The sequence below is a fragment of the Pseudogracilibacillus sp. SO30301A genome (assembly GCF_037072025.1).
Lineage (GTDB): Bacteria > Bacillota > Bacilli > Bacillales > Amphibacillaceae > Pseudogracilibacillus.
This window is the reverse complement of record NZ_JAXHDD010000104.1, coordinates 1-4,480: the sequence shown is the minus strand read 5'-3', so window position 1 is coordinate 4,480 and position 4,480 is coordinate 1. Positions and strand designations below refer to the sequence as shown.

The following is a 4,480-nucleotide window of genomic DNA, read 5'->3' as shown; positions in this document are numbered from 1 at the left end:
CTTCATCAGAAAAATTCATCAGAAAAATAATTCGTATTAATTCGTTGTTTATAGGTGTGACTACATGTAGAGATTAAATTGTAAATAATTAAGATCGTATATAATCTGAATTAGTATGTAAAAAAGAGGCATTTACTAGTTTACAGTAACTTTAATCGAGATGAGGAAAGGATCTATAGTATAACGAATGTCTTAGGAGGGAACAAAGAACAAAATGACAAAAAATAAATGGATGTTCTATTTATCTCTCATTTTTTTGTTTACATCAATGATACTAAATTTTCCTTTTTCACATGAATATCCTTATGGAGAAACAGTTTTGACGATATTGAACATACCTATTCGATTTGCAAATGGTTTTCATACTGTTGGAATTGCAACGATATTTTTATTAACTTGACTCTTGCATTTTTTGAAAAAGTCCGCACTAAATAAGGGTCGATTGTATTCGATTTTTAAGCCGACAAATGTAGACATTTTAGCACTTCGGCCAAGGGTTTATATAGGAATGGATGGTTACCATGGTATTGGACATTCTCCTTTAATTCGGTCTTAGTAACCTAATTTTCACCAAAAAGGTAAGAATGTCCTTTTTTATTTTTCACAATCGACAAAGGTTCTCGGTATTATACAGGTTTGGACAATCTCGATATGACAAGTTTTTTGCAAGAGTCAAGTGAGATAAGAATTCCCCTTTAAAGTTAAGTATAATGATGGAGATTTTTCATATGATCCCAAATTAGTTTGGGTCTTTTTATTGTTTACATGAATTTGTGTTACCCAATTGGGAAATATATGACCTAAGTACAAGGTAGGAGGAATAATCTATATGGGACTAAACGTGACAGAGCAATTAATTCAAAGTCATTTAATCTCTGGTGAAATGGTACCAGGAAAAGAGATAGGACTTAAAATCGATCAAACATTAACACAAGATGCAACCGGTACTATGGTGATGCTCGAACTAGAAGCAATGGGAATTGATCGAGTAAAAACGGAAGCATCCGCTCAATATGTTGACCATAATTTGATTCAAGTGGACAGTAAGAATCCAGATGATCATTTATTTTTGCAAAGCGCGGCAAGACGCTTTGGTTTTTATTACAGTAGACCCGGTAATGGGGTGAGTCACCCGGTGCATATGCAGCGACTTGCAAAACCGGGAAAAATACTTCTAGGATCCGACAGTCATACGTGTGCGAATGGATGTATGGGTATGCTTGCTATGGGAGCTGGTGGAATCGATGTAGCAATGGCGATTGCTGGGGAACCATTTTACGTAAAGATGCCACAAGTATGGGGAATAAAACTAACTGGGAAATTACCTGATTGGGTAAGTGCGAAAGATGTTATTTTAGAATTACTCCGCCGCCATGATGTAAAAGGTGCCGTAGGAAAAGTAATTGAGTATTACGGTCCTGGTTTGGATAATTTAAGTGCAATGGATCGTCATGTGATAGCCAATATGGGAGCGGAGCTCGGTGCAACAGGTACGGTATTTCCTTCCGATAATGAAATTAAACGATTTTTAAACGAACAAGGAAGAGAAGAAGATTGGATAGAACTTAAAGCAGATAAAGATGCAATGTATGATATAGAGGAAGAAATTGATTTATCCACTTTAGAACCTTTAATTGCCAAACCATCGAGTCCTGGGAATGTTGTCCGAGTGGAAGAAGTGGCTGGAACACCGATTTACCAATCGTATATTGGTTCGTCAGCAAATCCAGGGTTTAGAGATTTTGGCATAGCGGCTGAAATTGTAAAAGGAAAACAAGTAGCTGAAGGTGTTTCTCTTGATGTGAACCCTACTTCTAGGCAAATGCTGACAGACCTTGTAAAGGAGAGTCATATTGCAAGTCTGTTGCAGGCAGGTGCAAGACTTCATCAAGCAGGATGTAATGGTTGTATTGGGATGGGGCAAGCGCCTGCAACTGGGCGAAACAGCCTACGTACAACTCCAAGGAATTTCCCAGGGCGATCGGGAACAAAAGAAGATAGTGTTTTTTTATGTAGTCCGGAAACTGCAGCTGTGTCAGCATTGACTGGAGTAATTACTGATCCTAGAACATTAGGAGACAAAGCTCCCACAATCAAGGAACCGAAAAAAGTTACAGTGGATACCAATTTGCTTGAACAGCCTTTGCCGATTGAAGAAGCAAGAAAAGTTGAATTGTACAAAGGGCCAAATATAGCATCTATCCCCGAAATGGATGTTTTGCCGGAAGAACTTGAGTTACCTGTTTTATTAAAAATGGGTGATAACATATCTACCGATGAAATCCTGGCAGGAGGATCGCGTGTGTTGCCATATCGTAGTAATTTGCCTGAGATAAGTAAATTTTGTTTTGAAATTATTGATCCAACATATTATGAACGGGGAAAAGCAAGTGTGAAACTGGGAGGACACGCTGTAATCGGCGGCTTTAATTATGGGCAAGGGTCGAGTCGGGAACATGCGGCATTAGCTCCAAGATATTTAGGGTTACGCGTAGCATTAGTGAAAGATTTCGCGCGCATTCATTGGCAAAACTTAGTTAACTTTGGTATTTTGCCTTTAACTTTTTCTAATATAGAAGATTACGATGAGTTGGAAGAAGGAGACATTCTTCAATTAAAGGATATTCGAACAAAAATAAAACAGAGTAATGAGTTTTTTATTGGAGTAAAGGAGAAAAATAAGAGCATCGTTGTTAATCATTCATTATCACCACGACAAATTGATATCATTTTAGCAGGAGGCCTGATTAATTGGGTTCGCGAAACAAAGGAGGCGACAAAATGAAGGAGAATGAATGTATTGCTTGTCATGGAGAAGGTATGCAAGCAGATGATGAAGGTTGGCAATATGAATGTAGTGTATGTGAGGGGTTAGGTGTTGTTCCAACTAATCGAGAACATGGAACACGTATTATGTCTGTAGATGAAAATAACCGTTTATTAGATTAATTTTGCACGGATGCAATAAGAGGCTTGATTGCTACAATGTAACCGAAATCATTGATTTAGTAAGGAAATATCGACTTATTTCATTGACGAATTGATTTTTTGTCAGTATGATTAGTAGTATGAAAATAAAATAAAAGATTTGCGTATAATCTAGGGAATATGGCTTAGAGTTTCTACCAGACCACCGTAAATGGTCTGACTACGCTTAATAGTAATGGATATTTTTCAGCAAATAGAGATGTATGTCTTTTTTGCATTATTCCTTACTTCTTTAGCATAGATCGGTAGCACTCTTTATGAAAAAAAGAGTGCTTTTTTGTTTTTATGCAGATGTTGGCATAAGAGCAACGGATTGGTCTTGAGATGCTCAAATACCAAAGTGGTTACTATTTTAAGGGGGAGACAGATTGAAAAAGTATTTTCGCTTCGAAGAATTAGGCACAAATTATCGTACCGAGTTTATGGCGGGGATGACGACATTTTTAGCAATGGCTTATATATTATTCGTTAACCCGGCAACACTGTCTCTTGCTGGAATTGATGTTCCTGAAGGTACAGGAATGGATCCTGGTGCCGTTTTTACAGCAACAGCAATTGCAGCTGCAGTTGGTACATTATTAATGGGTGTAATCGCCAAATATCCAATCGGTTTAGCGCCTGGTATGGGGCTAAATGCATTTTTCGCTTATACGGTTGTTCTAGGATATGGCATCCCTTGGGAAACAGCATTGTCAGGCGTACTGGCATCAGGAATTATTTTTATTATTTTAACGTTAACTGGTTTACGGGAAAAAATTATTAACTTTATTCCAGGGAATTTAAAAATGGCTGTAGGTGCAGGAATTGGTTTCTTTATTGCTTTTGTTGGTTTTCAAAATGCGGGAATTATTGTTGGCAATGATGCAACATTAGTAGCAATTGGTGATTTAACATCTCCACATGTACTACTTGCTATTTTTGGAATTATAATATCTGTTATTTTATTGAGTTTAAATGTCCGTGGCGGAATCTTCTACGGAATGATTATTACTTCAATTGTCGGAATGATTTTTGGACTAATTCCTACTCCAAAAGGAATCAGTGATATTGTTAGTTCCGTTCCAAGTGTAGCGCCTACTTTTGGACAGGCATTTATAAATTTCGGTGATATTTTTACACTACAAATGCTCGTTGTTATTTTAACTTTTTTATTTGTTGACTTTTTTGATACAGCAGGAACACTTGTAGCGGTTGCAACACAGGCAGGGTTAATGAAAAATGATAAATTACCACGAGCAGGCAAAGCATTATTTGCGGATGCTTCAGCAACAGTTGTCGGATCAGTTGTTGGTACTTCCACAACTACTTCCTTTGTTGAGTCTACTGCTGGGGTAGGAGTTGGAGGGCGAACAGGATTTGCATCGGTTGTAACTGCAGGATTTTTCTTACTTGCGTTATTTTTCTCGCCACTTCTTGCAGTCATTACTGTTGAAGTGACAGCTCCGGCACTCATTATTGTAGGAGTGTTAATGTCAACGGCACTTAAAAATAT

4 protein-coding genes and 1 riboswitch are annotated in these 4,480 nt (G+C 37.5%); all 4 genes read left to right on the top strand.

All coding sequences use genetic code 11. From position 1 onward, the window contains the following. Positions 1-214: 214 nt before the first annotated feature. Positions 215-400 carry a hypothetical protein gene (locus tag SPD89_RS22430; protein ID WP_336264172.1) on the top strand — a complete coding sequence of 62 codons (186 nt, stop codon included), beginning with the start codon at positions 215-217 and terminating at the stop codon, positions 398-400. A gap of 429 nt (positions 401-829) precedes the next feature. Further along, positions 830-2,785, top strand: coding sequence for an aconitate hydratase (locus SPD89_RS22425; RefSeq protein WP_336264171.1), 1,956 nt, complete (start codon positions 830-832; stop codon positions 2,783-2,785). Continuing rightward, complete coding sequence (locus tag SPD89_RS22420) at positions 2,782-2,949, top strand: hypothetical protein (RefSeq protein WP_336264170.1); 168 nt, start codon at positions 2,782-2,784, stop codon at positions 2,947-2,949. The genes SPD89_RS22425 and SPD89_RS22420 overlap by 4 nt, the downstream gene beginning before the upstream one ends. A gap of 121 nt (positions 2,950-3,070) precedes the next feature. After that, positions 3,071-3,171: riboswitch (purine riboswitch) on the top strand. Positions 3,172-3,356: 185 nt separating this feature from the next. Then, positions 3,357-4,480 (top strand): NCS2 family permease (locus tag SPD89_RS22415; protein WP_336264169.1); only part of this gene is annotated, 1,124 nt, incomplete at its 3' end.